This is a genomic window from Microcoleus sp. M2_D5, assembly GCF_036701935.1.
Classification (GTDB): Bacteria; Cyanobacteriota; Cyanobacteriia; order Cyanobacteriales; family Microcoleaceae; genus Microcoleus.
Genome location: NZ_JAUBRP010000003.1, coordinates 66,568 through 81,314 on the forward strand (window position 1 = coordinate 66,568; position 14,747 = coordinate 81,314).

Annotated in this window: 12 protein-coding genes; 6 read left to right on the forward strand and 6 right to left on the reverse strand. The window is 44.9% G+C overall.

Going from position 1 to position 14,747, the window contains the following annotated elements; genetic code table 11:
* Window positions 1-894: 894 nt before the first annotated feature.
* The 4 genes from QUA50_RS01825 to QUA50_RS01840 all read left to right on the forward strand — a co-directional run bounded on the left by QUA50_RS01825 (window position 895) and on the right by QUA50_RS01840 (window position 5,558).
* The gene (locus tag QUA50_RS01825) at window positions 895-2,895 is read left to right on the forward strand and encodes an FAD-dependent oxidoreductase (RefSeq protein WP_445243139.1); all 2,001 of its coding nucleotides are present in this window, start codon (window positions 895-897) and stop codon (window positions 2,893-2,895) included.
* A 313-nt stretch (window positions 2,896-3,208) separates the two neighbouring features.
* Window positions 3,209-3,895, forward strand: a complete 687-nt coding sequence (locus QUA50_RS01830) for a class I SAM-dependent methyltransferase (RefSeq protein ID WP_333260838.1) — start codon at window positions 3,209-3,211, stop codon at window positions 3,893-3,895.
* Window positions 3,895-4,965, forward strand: a complete 1,071-nt coding sequence (locus tag QUA50_RS01835) for an aromatic ring-hydroxylating dioxygenase subunit alpha (protein ID WP_333260836.1) — start codon at window positions 3,895-3,897, stop codon at window positions 4,963-4,965. Before QUA50_RS01830 ends, QUA50_RS01835 begins: the two co-directional genes overlap by 1 nt.
* A gap of 257 nt (window positions 4,966-5,222) precedes the next feature.
* Window positions 5,223-5,558, forward strand: coding sequence for a transcriptional regulator (locus tag QUA50_RS01840; protein ID WP_333260833.1), 336 nt, complete (start codon window positions 5,223-5,225; stop codon window positions 5,556-5,558).
* Between the two features lie 80 nt (window positions 5,559-5,638).
* Here the strand turns inward: QUA50_RS01840 and QUA50_RS01845 are convergent, their stop codons facing one another.
* Window positions 5,639-6,109: a hypothetical protein gene (locus tag QUA50_RS01845; protein ID WP_333260831.1), complete on the reverse strand. Its 471-nt coding sequence runs from the start codon at window positions 6,107-6,109 to the stop codon at window positions 5,639-5,641.
* Window positions 6,110-6,290: 181 nt separating this feature from the next.
* On the opposite strand from QUA50_RS01845, the gene QUA50_RS01850 reads away from it, so the two are divergent.
* The gene (locus QUA50_RS01850; protein ID WP_333260829.1) at window positions 6,291-6,548 is read left to right on the forward strand and encodes a transcriptional regulator; all 258 of its coding nucleotides are present in this window, start codon (window positions 6,291-6,293) and stop codon (window positions 6,546-6,548) included.
* A gap of 357 nt (window positions 6,549-6,905) precedes the next feature.
* Here the strand turns inward: QUA50_RS01850 and coaBC are convergent, their stop codons facing one another.
* The 5 genes from coaBC to QUA50_RS01875 all read right to left on the reverse strand — a co-directional run bounded on the left by coaBC (window position 6,906) and on the right by QUA50_RS01875 (window position 14,165).
* Window positions 6,906-8,105 carry a bifunctional phosphopantothenoylcysteine decarboxylase/phosphopantothenate--cysteine ligase CoaBC gene (coaBC, locus tag QUA50_RS01855; RefSeq protein ID WP_333260826.1) on the reverse strand — a complete coding sequence of 400 codons (1,200 nt, stop codon included), beginning with the start codon at window positions 8,103-8,105 and terminating at the stop codon, window positions 6,906-6,908.
* A gap of 269 nt (window positions 8,106-8,374) precedes the next feature.
* Window positions 8,375-8,587 (reverse strand): protein IsiD, encoded by a 213-nt coding sequence (isiD, locus tag QUA50_RS01860; protein ID WP_106150386.1) that lies wholly within the window; start codon window positions 8,585-8,587, stop codon window positions 8,375-8,377.
* A gap of 45 nt (window positions 8,588-8,632) precedes the next feature.
* Window positions 8,633-9,256 carry an alpha/beta hydrolase gene (locus QUA50_RS01865; RefSeq protein ID WP_333260823.1) on the reverse strand — a complete coding sequence of 208 codons (624 nt, stop codon included), beginning with the start codon at window positions 9,254-9,256 and terminating at the stop codon, window positions 8,633-8,635.
* Between the two features lie 540 nt (window positions 9,257-9,796).
* A complete protein-coding gene (locus QUA50_RS01870) occupies window positions 9,797-11,884 on the reverse strand; it encodes a CHASE domain-containing protein (protein WP_333260820.1) in 2,088 nt (695 codons plus the stop codon).
* Between the two features lie 370 nt (window positions 11,885-12,254).
* Entirely contained in the window at window positions 12,255-14,165 is a 1,911-nt protein-coding gene (locus QUA50_RS01875; RefSeq protein ID WP_333260817.1) for an ATP-binding protein, read from the reverse strand.
* A gap of 379 nt (window positions 14,166-14,544) precedes the next feature.
* Between QUA50_RS01875 and QUA50_RS01880 the strand changes: the two genes are divergently transcribed.
* A complete protein-coding gene (locus QUA50_RS01880; RefSeq protein WP_015175364.1) occupies window positions 14,545-14,742 on the forward strand; it encodes a hypothetical protein in 198 nt (65 codons plus the stop codon).
* Window positions 14,743-14,747 lie beyond the last annotated feature (5 nt).

Genomic DNA, 14,747 nt, shown 5'->3' on the forward strand with positions numbered 1-14,747 from the left:
ATTCACCCGTCCAGAAATAAAAAACCTGTATCCGATCGAGGATCCCCCGAATTTATCTCGCGCAAGTGAATGCTTCAATTCTAAAATCTAAAATCTAAAATCTAAAATCTAAAATTGATTGACTGTGCTGGCGATCGCGGCATTATTTTAGCATTCAACACCAACCGCAAATATCTACCGTAGGGTGTGGACAGCAGCGCCAACAGAGTCCCCGCGCCAAGAAATTCACCATTTATGTAAATTTTTGTACATTATGCAGAAGTTTTGCACAAACAGGACTTAGGCAAAAAGCCGCTTTATTCATGTAAGTCTTGTTTTTTACATAGCAGCCAGGCGCATTTAACAGGCATTACCTCTAGGGGCGTCTTTGACTTTTTGTGGCACATCCGCAGTTCTCAGGTTTAATCGGGTTTTGTCTTGGTGTTGAGTGAGGAATACCCTAAATCGAGCGACCCTATATTGAGTAATTTCAGTAGATATATTATGTGTATTTACTTGTTTTAAAAGAGTTCAGTCTTTGTGCGCCAACTTACTTAAAGCTCGACTGGTTAATTGTTTTGCCTCGGATATCTGCCAGGTTATTTCATACAATTTGTCTAGACTGCCTTTTGCCTAATATTTTGCCTGAAAAGCTCCTAGTCTTTTAACATCATTGGCGGCGGTTGCTAAGAGTTGAGCAATATAAATAACAATACTTAATTATTTAGAGAATTTTACCCTATGCGGTCGATCGCTCTTTCGTTCTTTTTTCTTGCTTCTCTGGCGACGATAACTAAAGCCTTCTTGCTTCTGCTATACATTGTGTGCGATCGAACCATATCAAGTGCGATCGCGATCCGATTGGGGGATGTGTCTTAGTATTTCTTCACATATCCTGATTTCGGTCTATGATATATGCCTTATGGCGTATTTGTGTTTAAAGCCCGTTACCGCGTACCGCTGATGAGTCAATCAACCAATTCACCGCTATCCCAACCAGTTTCTCGAAGAACCGCCCTCAAATTCCTCGGAGTCGGTGCCGCAGGCGGGCTGCTGGGCTACTCTCGGTTTTCCAAGCCAGAGCCCGCCGTTTTTGTGCAAGATTCTCTTGACTTGCCGCGAATGCTGAATCAGCGCAAAACCGTTGCAGTTGTCGGGGCAGGCTTGGCCGGGCTCGCCTGTGCTTACGAGCTATCCCAGCGGGGTTTCGCCGTAACATTGCTCGACAAATCGCCCCAACTCGGCGGCAAAATTGCTAGTTGGCCGATACAAGTCGGGAACGAAACTTTTATGATGGAACACGGTTTCCACGGTTTTTTTCCGCAATACTACAACCTCAAAAGTGTTGTCGAAGAACTAGAAATTACCGATAATTTTGTATCTTTAGAATCCTACGCCGTTGTGTTTAGAGACGGCAAATACAAACCCGAAGTTTTCCGTCCGAACCATTCAGCTTTTCCCTGGAATATAGTTGACTTGGGGATATCTTCTCCCAATCGGCTCAAGTGGGGAATCAATCTGACCAAACCTGCTCACTGGCAAGTATTTCGAGAAATAGGCGGTTTTCAAACTCAAAAAAGTTTCGCTCGCCTCGACAATATATCAGTAGCCGACTGGGTAAAAGGTGAATTTCCGCGCGGACTTTATGACTTGTATTTTCTGCCTTTCGCCAAGTCCAGCCTCAACGCTCCCGACGAATTGAGCGCGGGAGAATTAATGCAATTTTTCCACTTTTACTTTTTCGGAAATCCAGAGGGTTTAGCATTCAACGGTACGCGACAAGATATGGGCACGAGTTTGGTGCAGCCTATTGCCAGAGCCATTGAAAGTAAAGGCGGCAAAGTATTGACAGATGTCGCCGTCAGTGAAATTCGCTGGGAAAACGGCAAGATTGATTCTCTGAGTTATCAGTCGGGAGACGTGCAAAGTAAAATACCTTTTTGGGTGAAGCGAAACAGGTTGTTAACTGACAGCAACTCTACCGAATATTTCGGCGCTGGGGACAGCGTATTTGCCGCCGCACCGTCGGGCAAAGAAGCAATTTCTCTGAGCTGCACTCACCAAGGCTGCACAGTTCAGAAACAAAACGACGGTCAATTTCACTGTCCTTGTCACGGCGCAGTTTTTGATGCCGAAGGGCGAGTTTTGAGCGGGCCTGCTCAGCGGGATTTGCCTCGATTTAAGGTAGTCGATGAAAAAGCAGATGAGGTACAGTTAGCAGCAAAAGTTAACCAATCGCAGCCGCAAGATTTGGGAGAAACATTGAAGGCTGATTATTATGTTTTGGCGGCAGATGTTCCGGGGATGCAGCATTTGTTTAGTTTGGCCAGCGGTGAGGTAAATCCGCAGGTGCAGAGTCGGATAGAGAGTTTGAAAATAGCCGATCCGTTTGCGGTGGGCCGTTTTTGGTTCGATCGCGAATTTCCCTGGGAACACAGCAATTTCAGTTCGCTTTCCGGCTACAAACTGACTGACAGCATTACGCTTTACCACAAAATTCAGGATCAGTTCATAGAGTGGAATCAGAAAACTGGCGGTAGTGTAGTGGAACTGCACGCTTATTGTTACAAGGAGAAGGAATTTCCGAATCAGGAAGTTTTGCTGGCGACTTTTGAGCAAGAATTGTACGAAATTGTACCGGAATTAAAAGAGGCAAATATGCTGCACCGGGAATTGGTAAATCAAAAGAATTTCTCTGGATATCCGCCCGGTAGCTATGCGGAAAGACCAGAAACTTGCTGCGCTGTTCCGAATCTGTTGTTTGCGGGAGATTGGGTGAAAATGCCGTTTCCGTGCGGTTTGATGGAAAGGGCGGTTAGCAGCGGTTTGTTGGCAGCTAATGCTATTTTATCTCAGGAGGGTTTGCAGAGGCGATCGCTCTTGACGGTGAATCCCGAAGGCGTGTTAAAAATCTAAGGTTTGCAGTGGGGCGGGCTTTATAAATCGTCAATTATCGGCTGGTATCCTCGGTGAAACCCGCCCCCTGTCATACCATTTTAGATTTTAGATTTTAGATTTTAGATTTTAGATTTGAATAAATGGAAATCACTGATTCAATAAGGGTTTAGAGATTTCCTAAAGTTGCATTATTTTTTTAAAATGAGTTACCGTTTGCGGGGGTGGTTTCGCTGAGGGGAAAAGGCAGAGCTTGCCAACAAAAAAAATATCTGCGTTAAGCGGGGTGGATATGCGGTTAAAATATTATTGAATGAGTATAAAGCAATAATAAATGCTAAATAGTAACTGCAAAATTCGCAATAAATCTGTAACGTTTGATGCTTTTGCAACAGAATACGATTTCGCGGCCTCGTTGCAAAACCAGAACGATTTCTTTACTAACAACCTATCAGTCAGCAAAGGTGCAGTCTTAGATATTGGCTGCGGTTCGGGAATTCTTGCTTTTGAATTAGCCCAGTATTACGAGAATGTGGTCGCCATTGATTTGTCAGCAAAAATGCTAGATATAGCCCGTCAAAAACGCTCATCCCCCAATATCGAATACATCCAAATGGATGCCAGTCAATTAGCGCTCGATCGCCAATTTGATTTAATAGTTAGTTCTGCTACTTTTCACCACCTGCCAAACCTTCCCGCCGCCCTCCATGCAATTAAAAACTTGTTAAATCCGCACGGAAAAATCGTCTTTATAGATAATATATCGGAAGTCGAGACACCTGCTACAATAGGCTACATATTAGGTGCAGCGAGAGATTTTAATCCAGACTGTTCCACCTACGGATTTCGCAATGCTTTAAGATTATTAAAATTTCGATTGTCGCCCGGGTGGTTGAAGCATTTAGCTAGCGATAGGTATTTGTCAGAACGGAGATTTAGAAAAATTTACGGTCGTTGCTTTCCGGGCTGTTATTTTGTAAAATTGGGTTGTTTTATGGGCGTAATCTGGGAATATTTGTAATGCAAAACAACGCGATAAAATCGGTAGCTGGAAAAGGGGAAAAAACTCACATCCGCGAGTTGGGCATTAATCTCGATCGCTGGTATGCGATCGCCCGCAGCAGCGAGGTGCAAACTGGGCCCATCGCTGCTAAAATCTGGAATCGGGCGATCGTACTTTTCCGCGACAGTGCAGGCAAAATCAACGCTTTAGAAGATAGATGTCCGCACCGACAAGTTAAACTCAGCCACGGCCAAATTAAAGGCGATTTAATCGAATGCGCTTACCACGGATGGCGGCTAAATACAAGCGGAGAATGCGCCGAAGTCGATTATTTAGCAGAAAATCAAAAGCTACCTAACTGCAAAATTCGCTCCTATCCAGTCCAGGAACAAAACGGTTTTATCTGGCTGTTTGCCGGCGACGAAACCCAAGCCGATAAAATAGATTTATTGGATTTGCCAGAGTGGGAACATCTCAATTATATTGCCACAGTTTCAGTCATCGACTGTCAGGCACACTATTCATTTTTAATTGAAAACTTGATGGATATGTACCACGGACACTTGCACGATGATTGGCAAGCTTGGGCAAATCCAGTGTTAGATACTTTAGAAGAAAACGAGCATCAAGTAACTGCTCGCTATCAGGCACAAAGTTATTACAAAATAGATAAAATTTGGTCAATTTCCCAGTTATTTTTTAAATCTCTGCGCCGACTGCACCCGGAACCGCTGGCTGTGAGTTATGTTTACCCGCACTGGGTTTCAACTTTGGGGAGCGACTTTAAGATTTACTGCTTGGTTTGTCCGGTGAGCGAGACAGCAACTCGTGCTTATTTAATTCATTTTACCTCATTAAATGCGTTTTGGCGGCTGCACAAATTGCCTGTTTGGTTTCGCAAGTTTATCAAAGATAGTTGTTTCGGTGCTGCACAAAAGTTATTAGATGGTTTGGTGCGGCAGGATGTGTTGATGATTGAAGAAGAACAGCAGGCTTTTTTGCAGAATTCACAAAGAAAGAGTTATGAATTAAATCGGGCTTTAGCCAGCGTGCAAAAGTTGATGAGAAGTCAGGCAGAGAATGGGTAATTCAGCTTAGTTACCGATAAGTTTGTTTGCAGTATATGTAGGGTTCACAGTGCGTACCTTACCCCAATAATTGGCGCGTAATATCAGGTTCGGTTAAATAGATATAATTCCTGTAGGGGCGGGTTCACCAATAATAATTGCCTAAAATTGACAATCTCATAAACCCGCCCGGCCGGTTCTTATAAGCAATTAACCGAACTTGATATAAACAATTTTTTTGCCTTAGTTCTGTCGGGGTTACACTATAAGTCCAGAATATGAAGAACGCGATCGCGCAAACCAGTGATAGCTGGCTGAACGCACTAATTGAATCTCTAAAAAACCTCGCCGAAGCTGCGGCTTACCTGAGTGTGGCTTTAGAAGCAGAATCACCGGATTCTCAACTGCTGCGGGCGGAAATTCAAGACGTAATTGATGCAGGTTTGCTGGCGAACAATCTTTCAAAGCAAGCTAAAGTAAATCACGAGGCACTCGATAAAATGCTTTCGGAAAGTGGCGGTTCTGAACTTTACACTTCGATCGCGTTATTGGATGCGTTAGGATTTAGGCTAACAGTTACTTTAAAAGAAGATGAATTGGCGATCGGGGAATGAAACCGATCGCCAATCTGCGTTAATCTGCGTTAATCTGCCCCTATCTGCGGTCAAAAATTCCAAATCCCGCAGCACAAACCTTACTTTTTAGGCTGCTTCTGGTAAACGCTGACAACCTTATCCGCATAAGTAGCAGTGGCGCCACTTTTACAAGCTGCGGAGTCGCCTGTCATCCACCAGCAAGCGGCGCGGCGTACAGCGGTTAATTCATTGTTGCTGCTAGCTTTGTATTCGTCGCGCAGCAAATCGCCCACGATACAGGTAACAATTGATTTGGCTTTTGTCGCGTCAGCCTCAAATTGTTGCGGTGTTAAATCTTGTTTGGTACAGAATTTTGCCCAGCGGGAAATATTGTTCGGTAAAACTTGCCACTGACTGTACATTCCGTCATTTGCGGCTTGTGGCGGGGCGGCTTGTCGCAGCGCTTCTACAAGGGCGGAAACTTGGGCGTCGGTGACTGATTGCGCGGCTGCTGGAAGTGGTTGCAATCCGAGGCTAATTATCAGGCTGCCGAATAGTAGATTGGTTTGTGCGATCGATCTTAAGTTCATTCACAATGCCCTGTTTGATTTAAACTTTTGTTTCCTCAAATAAGGTTTACTATTTGGTCTATCGAATACCTCTGTCTTAAGTATGATTTATTTGCCCACTTAATGCACTGTCGATCGCACTTACGATAGAAATTGCTGATCGACTGCGATAAAATTATGGAAGTACAACCACGGAAATTCAATGAAAATGCCTACCAGCGATAGCTACCGCGAGTCCCTAATTGAATCTCTCAAAGATGCCGAACACGCTGGTGGTTTTATCGGGGCTATTTTGGAAGAAAAAGACCCTGAACCCGCACTCCTGAGAAATTCCATCAGAAAGGTAATTGAGGCTAAAATCAGGATGAATGCTCTTTCTGATTCAGCAAAAGAACATCACGAAAAACTCGACAAGATGCTGACTGAAAGCGGCGGTGCGGAAATTTACAGTTTGGTATAATTGCTCGAAGCATTAGGATTTAAACTAGAAATTACTGTCGCCGAGACTGAGTTGTCGGCTGACTCGAAATCAACGGATTTGGGGGAATCAGAATTATCCCCCGAACCAGCTAATTTCTAGCAGATTGTAGCCTTATTTCGATCGCAGTAAAGGTTAATCTAGATTATCGGTTGTGTGGGGGCGGGTTTATATAAATTGTTGGCGGGCCTCAAATATTATTTGTAAAACCCGCCCCTACAGGCCATCGTAGGGGCGGGTTTCACCAACCATTTATGTTAGAAACCTACCATCTCAAAAACCCGCCCCCACCACTGCGAAAAATCCGAAATTGGTAACATCATCGCAGTTCGATCGCCCTCACCCCTCCTTCACAAAATCAAACAATCGGTGAGCCATTTCTAGCTTGCTGCAAGGTGCGATTTCTACTTGCTTGCCGGCGGCATTAATTAATATTGCTTGATTGGTATTAGTCCCGAAACCCGCTCCTATTTTATCGATCGGGTTTGCGGCAATTACATCCAGTTTCTTCGATCGCAATTTCTCCAAAGCCGGCTTGACAAGATCCCCAGTTTGTGCTGCAAACCCGATTAATTTTTGGTGCGGCTGTTTCAAATTTCCCAACTCTGCCACAATATCCGCTACCGGTGCCAAAGGCAAACAATTCGGGAGCGATCGCTTCGGCAATTTCTCACTACTGTGCTCGGCCGGTCTCACATCCGCTACCGCCGCCGCCATCACCGTCAAATCCGCATCGTGAAAGCATTGCAGCATCGCCTGCCGCATTTCTTCTGCACTCGCAACTGCGATCGCCCGCACACCTGAGAGCGGCAATTCGCCAGTTATACTGTGTACCAGCGTCACTGTCGCGCCGCGGTGCAGTGCAGCTTGCGCCAAAGCTATACCCATTTTGCCGCTGGAAGGATTGCCGATAAACCGCACCGGATCGAGGTGTTCCCGCGTTCCTCCGGCGCTAATCAACACCCGAAGACCGGCTAAATCTCGATCGCCCTTCGCATACAACAGCGATTCAATATGAGGCAAAATCTCATAAGGTTCTGCCATGCGGCCGACACCCGCGCGATCGCACGCCAGCATTCCCGCCCCCGGATTCGCAGCATGATAGCGCCGATAACTCAACACTTCCCGCCAATTACCGGCAACCGTCGGCTGATCCCACATATCCGTATTCATCGCCGGTGCCAGCAAAATTGGGCAAGTAGAAGCTAAGACAGTATTAGTCAGCAAATTATCAGCAAAACCCCCCGCCAACTTAGCCAAAGTATTAGCTGTCAGGGGAGCAATCACAAAAACTTCCGCCCATTCTCCCAGTTGAATATGCAGGGGCCGCCCGTGACTTGCTTGCCAAAAATCTTTGTCAGTAAAAGCAGGATGGCGGCACAGAGTAGCAAAAGTCAAAGGCGTGACAAACTCCCCTGCCGCATCAGTAAGAATAGCTTTAACTTCAGCTCCAGCTTTCGCTAAAGTTGAAACTACTTCGCAAACTTTGTAAGCCGCAATCCCGCCGCTAACCCCGATTAAAATTCGTCTGCCCATCATAGGATTTTAGATTTTAGATTTTAGATTTTAGATTTTAAGAATTTTAGGATTGAAAAATTGAGGAATTGAATAATTGGCAGATTGGTTTTATCGTTCTGACTGCGAGTCCGAACGATCGAACCGTATGTTTTTTCTCATAAAAAAGAATCAAGAAAGAAATTAAGATAAAAACAGACTAAAATCCCTCACTCATCTGTTTAATCTGCAACAAAATATGCTGCTAACTTCTTCCTCAATTCCGTCGAAATTTTTAAGCTAGATTTTTCAGTCTATGCTTCGTCGTAGGCTTCCATATCCAGAAGGTGGAGATAAGGTTCAACCATCTCCGGCCGCTGAAAGGCAAGCGATCGCAACAAATGCCAATCATTCAATCCCTCAAAAGGATCTGTATAATCGTCAACTTCCAAACGGACAGCCAATTCTGCCACATCCTGAGAAGTAAGTACAGCAATATCGCGCGATGCTTTGGTTAAAGTTTTCATTTTTTTCCCCTGCCCGAGACTTCCGCCATACTATATACTAAACCTTTAATCAGATTTCGACACAGTTTCTACAACAAAACTTCGCATTACCTCTATAACTTCCGGCAGAATCTCGTGTCCCATGTTAAATTCTCGATACTGCACCGGAGCTCCCCAAGCCGTCAAATTCTCGCGCGATCGCACAGCAGCACTAACAGGCACAATAGTATCTTGAGTACCGTGTACGATTAAAACAGGTGGCAAAACACTCCCCGCAACTGGTGAAATCTGGTGTAAATAACCGCTCAGACAAATTAAACCAGCTAGGGGCAAAGTCAATCCCACATCTAGAGTCATCGCTCCGCCTTGAGAAAAGCCGCCTAAAATTGTGCGAGACAAAGGCACGCCAGTGCTGCTTTCCAAAGACAGCAAAAATTCCCTCAGCAATTGCCGGCTTTCTACCAATCCCTGAGCGTCTTTGGTTTGAAGGTTATACCACGCTTTGCCACTCATTACCTGGGGATGGGGAAAGGGGGCATCGGGAAACACAAACTGATAATCCGGCAAATTGAAAAAGGGTGCTAAGGAAGTCAAATCCCGAGCATTAGCACCCCATCCATGCAAAGCGACAATCAAAGCGACAGGCTTGCGATCCGTTGTGGGCGGTATGCTAATAGATTGTAAAGACATCGTAGTTAATAATTGGTAATCTGGCCTTGCTACAATTATAAATTGTTACGACGGGTAAAACCCCAGATATTTTTTTCGGCAATATTCCACTGGAAATTAGCACAGGTTTGCTAATAACTATAACAGTTGACTGTTGACAATTAACCGTTGACAGTTAACCGTTGAAAGTAGAGTGCGAAATCCGAAACTTTCCCAAGTAAAGTGCGGAAATTTTACGTTTTATAAACAGGAATTAGGGAGCATCTCATATTTGTAAAAACACTTCTTCTGGCTCCTTCCTTCTTCCTCCTTCCTTCTGCCCCCTGCCCCTGCCCCCTCCTGCCTCCTGTCTCCAATTTATAGCTGGGCTGCTTTCATTGAGATGCTCCCAGGAAGACTCCGCTAGAAGCGAGATTTGTTCCGCTAATTCCAATTGACAATTCCCGCATCCAGGATACAAGCCCCGGATTCATCCGTCCAGAAATAAAAAACCTGTATCCCATGAAACTTGCCACCCGAATTTATCTCGCGCAAATCAATCTAAAATCTAAAATCTAAAATCTAAAATCGATTGACACCTGCCGCAGGTGAAACCTTAGAAACAGATTGCTTAGACTGTTGCCGCACCGGCACCTCAATCCAGAATTCAGTTCCCTCTCCCGGAGCCGACACGCACCTGAGCGAACCTTGATGTTTTTCCACTATTTGATAGCAGATAGACAATCCCAAGCCAGTACCTTTGCCTACAGGCTTGGTAGTAAAAAACGGATCGAACAAACGTTTTTTGACATTCTCCGTCATGCCCGTTCCATTATCAGCAATTCGCACGCATACACAATGAGAACTTAAAAGTTCAGTGCGAATCCGAATAGTAGGTAAAAAGGCAGAATTCGAGGCGTTATTTTCGAGCCTTTTTTGATTTTCTGCATCAGATAAAACATCAATAGCATTGCTCAAAATATTCATAAATACCTGATTTAATTGTCCCGCCCAGCACTCCACTAATGGCAAATCTCCGTATTCTTTGATAAGTTTAATGCCCGGAAAACCAGGTTGGGGTTTCAGCCGACTATCCAAAATCATCAAGGTGCTGTCAATGCCTTGGTGAATGTTAACCGACTTCATTTGGGCTTCATCCAAGCGCGAAAAATTCCGCAGAGAAAGCACGATCTGGCCGATCCGTTCAGCTCCCATATTCATAGATTGTAGGATTTTAGGCAAGTCTTCACTGATAAACTCCAAATCAATATCTTTTAGTTTCGCTTGCACTTCGGGCGTTGGGTTCGGATATTGCTGCTGGTATATTTCCACAAGTTCCAGCAAGTCTCTAGTATATGCGCCTGTATGGATCAGGTTGCCAGAGATGAAGTTGACAGGATTGTTAATTTCGTGGGCAACTCCAGCCACCAACTGCCCCAGGCTGGACATTTTTTCAGTTTGGATTAGTTTAAATTGAGCTTCTTGCAAATTTTTTAGTGCTGTTTCTAGTTCAGCGGTGCGCTGTTTTAGTTGAATTGTACGATCGTACACTTGCTGTTCTACTTTTGCAGTACGTTCTAGAGACATCAACAGGTAAATCGTCAAGCTGCCAGTCATCAATAGCCCGATCGCCCCAATGGCCAGCGAACCCTGATGTGTCCTCAGACTGTTGTACCCCTTTCCAGGCAAAACTAGCAGCTTCCACTGGCGGTCTGCTACGTTAAATAGGCGAGTGCAAGCACTAGGATTTTGACAGATTTTTCCCCGCAAATTAGCTAACTCTGGCTTTTCGTGTTTTGGGTTATCTATCAACTGCTTAGCTTGTGAGTCGTAGCGCACCAGAAAGCGTTCTTTCTCTATAGCAGAGTTGTCATAGAGGTAAAAATTAATCTTGTCTAAATTTAGCGATTCTAAAGAGGAATCGACCATACTCGTGATCTGAAACAGACCCGCAATAACTCCCATGAGGTTTTGGCGGCCCTTGACCGAGTTATCAGCAGAAGTTGTGGGGCGGGGTACTGGCAGAAATACTTGCCATCCCGGTTGATTGTTGCTGACTAATCTAATCCGCCCGGAAGCAGCTATTTTCCCGGTATTCACCGATTTCTCTAAAGCTGTTTTGCGATCCGGGCTGGAGGCAACATCAAAACCGATCGCTTTGTTATCTTCTTCTAATGCTTCTCTGTAAATAATGGGAAAGTATTCCGATCGCACTTTTGCTTTGACCTGCTTTTTGTCAGGAGTTCGTTCGTAAATTTGAAATGCCGGAAAACCTTCGGCTCGAATTGTCCGTTCGTAAGCTGCTTTTTGGGCAGCAGGCACGCGCCGAATCCAGTTAACAGAATGTATAGCAGCATTTCGGGCAAGGGCAGGTTGAGCGAATTGCTTAAAATCTTCTCTGGTAACTTCAGTAGACGCCCTGTAGAATGCTTCCAGTGAGTACAGAACTTCTAAATTTTTGTTGATGCTTTGCTGCAAAGTCACATTCAGGCGATCGGCTTGCTGATCGAATTCAGCTTGCATTCGTTGGTTTTCCCCATGCCACACAACGGCTGCGGCTGCCAATGACAAACTCGTACCTGTGCAAAGAGTCAGCGCTGCAGGAATGTAGCGACGGTGCGACAGTAAACTTTCGGTCAGCGAATTAAACAAATTGCTCGCAAAATTCATATTTCCACACCTTCTGCCACCGAAGTGCTATTTTTTAAAGACTTGTAAAAGTCCTTGATAGCACGATCGACAGGGCAGAAACCAGATTGTCTAAAAACTTACGATCGCACAAATACGACTTAGCCTCAGAAACCCGGTTTCTACCAAAATATTGGTTTGGTAACGAAAAATCTGAGAAGAAACCGGGTTTCTTAGGAATAGTGCATCCACGACTGAGGAATTGAAACCAACTGTAACGAAGCGAGCTCAAATCTGGGCGTTCCCCAACTTCGTGTCCCGCAATAACCCAGGAACGAGAAAAATTATTTAAAATTTTGTAGGGCGGACACTCCTGGCCCGCCCTACAAAGCAAAGTTAAATTTGGAACAGCTTACAAAACAGTCCCTATTTCCTTCAAATAAACCCGTGTAAAGGGTTCATCATCCCCCAGAGTATACTGTTCGATCAATCCTTGGCGGCGAATAGAAATACTATTTCCTTCCCTCATCACAACAGTATCGTCATCAGTGCTTTCTCTGACCAACATCATCTCAGTTTCCCCCGGATTGTCCAGCACGACCATATTGCTGCCCCGATAAAACATTCCCTCAGCTTCCAAAATTTCTTCGGGATATTCAGCAATTAACAAATCGAGCTTGGGATTCCGCAGCAAACTTTGCAAGTTCAGATGGTAATTCTTATTCAAAACTTTTTCAGAACGGTTAACAAAAAGTCCACCGCGACAAACAGCACCGATTGTCCAATCGGGATGCTGCAACAGAATATGGTCGATGGTTTCTTGTATGTCATGTACCGAAATTCTGTTGAAAGTAATAATCGGAATTCTGGCTGATTTTCCAGATTCAAAGAAAGTTTCGATAATATGGGAAGGTACATCAACTCCTTCGCCGACAGCAGGGTTAAGGTGCATAAAAATTCCCGGCGCGGCATTGATCTCGATAATCCCAAAATTCCCGGTTTTCCAAGATTTGGCGAGAGTTTCTGTTACCACATCAATTCCCAAACAAGTTAACCGAAAATGTAGGGCGATATCTTGAGCCAAAACAATGTTATCCGGGTGAATAGTGCGGGTAGCGTCGATGCTGACGCCGCCTGCGGAAAGATTAGCGACTTTGCGTAGATACACCGTGCGATCGCGACTTAGCACACTATCTAATGACAGCCCTTGTTCTTCCAGATACATTTCCATCGCTTCGTCGGACTGAATTTTGCTCATCGCCGAAGTAGGCGTATCCAAACGTTCTGGTTTGCGGTTTTCACGGCGGATCAATTCGCGAATTGTTGAGTCGCCATCACCTGTTACCGAAGCGGGTCGGCGTTCAGTTGCCGAAACAAATTTGCCGTCAACGCACAGCAGCCTAAAATCCGATCCTTTGATGCTGTTTTCCACAATTACTCGCACCGGATCTGTTTCGGGAATGGCCTTAACTGCTCTTTTAAAAGCCGCCTGCAATTCCTCACCATCTCGGACATCTGCTGTGACGCCAATTCCTTTATGACCGACTACTGGTTTGATAGCAACTGGGTAGCCAATTTCTCTAGCAACTGCCAGAGCTCCGTTTTCTGTGGAGACGATATCGCCTTTGGGAACAGGAAATCCTAATGTAGCGAGAAAAGCTTTACAATCGTCTTTGCGCGTGGTAAAATCTGAGTCTAAATGGCTGTCAGAATCAAAAGTAGTTGCAGAGCCGCGAACCAGTTTTTTACCGTACCCATATTGCATTAGTCCTTCATCCCACAAATAAAATGCGGGAATGCCTTTTTGGGATGCCGATCGCATTAACGAATAAACTGTCGGCCCTCCGTAAACTGACTGCCGGAACATATTTTGCAGCGCGCCCATTTGTGCTTCCAAGGGAAAGTCTTGATTTTGATTGATGGCTTCAAACCAATCCCAAACTGCGTAAACTACGGCTCTGGCGGTGCGGGCGTGAAGTGCTTCTATGCTGATTCTGTTAAAGTAAGAAAATGGCTTGATGTTCCAGTGTTGGAAGTGCAAACCCATGTCGAGTTTTGCTACTTCTGAGGCGGTACGACCGAACAGTTGGGCATGGTTCGAGAAAGTTTCGTGCAGCAGTTGCGGGTAGCGATCGCTAATAATTGTATGGTAATGTGCGATCGGCAAAGGTTCGCTCCCCCCCGTCACCGCTAAATCAAAAACTAAAGCCGCGGTGTCTAAATAAGGGTTGGGCCCGATATAGTGTTTGAAGTTGAACACATCGAAAATATCGGTTTTTCGAGCATTGATGCGCGCTGTTTCTGTGCTTTTTTCTTGCAGCATTTTCTAACCTCCTTTGAGCTAACTTTTTACGGTAACTTTATAGCCGGTGGATGCGATACTACCTGGGGGCATAGATATTCCAGCAGTCAGACAAATACTCCGACCAATTCTGCCTTCAGTATTGCCCGAAAGGGGAGTGGGAGACATGGGGAGATGGGGAGAGGGGGAGATGGTGAGAGTGGGAAAATATTCCTTGTTCCTTCAACATCTGACTAAGTATTGATGACTAAGCATTCATGACTAAGTATTGATGACTAAGCATTCATGACTAATGACTGCCTCTTTCCTCCCTCGCAAAAAAAGCTATAACTTTTGAGAGGTACACAGTGTACTTATAATTGTTTATGACAGTGAAAGAAAATTTAAGAGGCAGCAAATTATGAAAATCGCACAAACTGCTCTCAGAGAAAAAGTCCACCACTTAGCTGAGGAAGCCTTTCACCGGAAGCTAATTTCTGGCTACGGCGATGGTCAAAACAGCAATGAATATCAGATTGTCTGGAACGGCAAACCCAGACACCTCCCTTTAGAACGCGCGAGTACCATATTGAGCAATTTGATCGAGCGATCGCACTAACGGGC